This is a genomic window from Phyllobacterium sp. P5_D12, assembly GCF_054049495.1.
Genome location: NZ_JBFUMG010000974.1, coordinates 1 through 1035, shown reverse-complemented (window position 1 = coordinate 1035; position 1035 = coordinate 1). Strand labels below are relative to the sequence as shown.

At 54.4% G+C, this 1035-nt stretch carries 1 protein-coding gene and 1 pseudogene; both read left to right on the top strand.

Annotated features, from left to right (window positions below; all coding sequences use genetic code 11):
* Window positions 1-533: adenylate/guanylate cyclase domain-containing protein (locus ACXJ5O_RS28095; protein WP_457302777.1), on the top strand; the 533-nt coding region annotated here is incomplete at its 5' end.
* An 81-nt stretch (window positions 534-614) separates the two neighbouring features.
* Window positions 615-1035 (top strand): annotated as a pseudogene (locus ACXJ5O_RS28090) (FkbM family methyltransferase); the annotation flags it as partial.

Here is a 1035-nt window from a genome sequence, read left to right as displayed (position 1 = left end):
TGCTTACCGAGGCTCAGCTTCCCTACGATATCGTCTTCCTGCTCAATCGCTATTTTGCCATTGTCGGTCAGGCCGTCGAGCGCGCTGGTGGACGTCTCGACAAATTCATCGGCGATGGCGCCATGGCACTCTTCGGCTTGAGAGGTTCTCCGGAAGACGCCTGCCGTAATGCGCTCAAAGCAGCTGCCAAGATCGTCAGCGAAATAGAACGGCTCAATGATGAACTGTCCTCCGAACTTTCCATGCCGCTTCGTGTTGCAATCGGCATCCATAGCGGTCCAGCCATTGTGGGTGCGATGGGATACGGCAACGTGAAGAACCTCACTGCCATCGGGGATACGGTCAACGTTGCCAGCCGACTGGAAACAATCGCCAAGGAGCTGGATTCCACGCTGGTGGTCTCGGAACCAACTATCCAGTTGGCGGGTTCGGACACTGCCGATCTCGAAAGCCAGGAAATCTCAATTCGCGGCCGGGCCGAACCACTGCGCGTTTATATCATTCACCAGGAATCGACTGCGAGGTTTGTCTGACCCTGGCAACTGACCAAAACGAGTCCGGGCTTTACATGTCTCAGGATTGAGCTAGGAGTGATGTTGGGTAGGGCTCAATCAATGCTGGACACAAAATCGATCCGCCGCCATCTCCAAAAAGCCAGAAATAATCTGGCTTCCAGGCTTTTCGACACCCGCTACGGTCGGAATTTGTTGATCAATTCGCTTGGCCCCCGTGTTCAAACGATGACGCTCGATTGTGGCGATCACATCATGAGTTTTTCGCCCGGCGATTATATCGGCAAGAAAATTTTCCGGAAGGGCCACTTCGAGCGAGAGCATGTGGATCGGCTGCTTGGCATTTTAAAGGAGCGCCGTCTGCTGCGCGAAGGCACCACGCTGCTTGAGCTTGGCGGAAATATCGGCACTCAAACCATCTATTTTGCCCTGAGCGGACAGTTCGCCCGCATCGTCAGTGTCGAACCGGATCCGCGCAATTTCGATTTGCTTCGCACCAATGTCACTCAGAACGGGCTAGAAG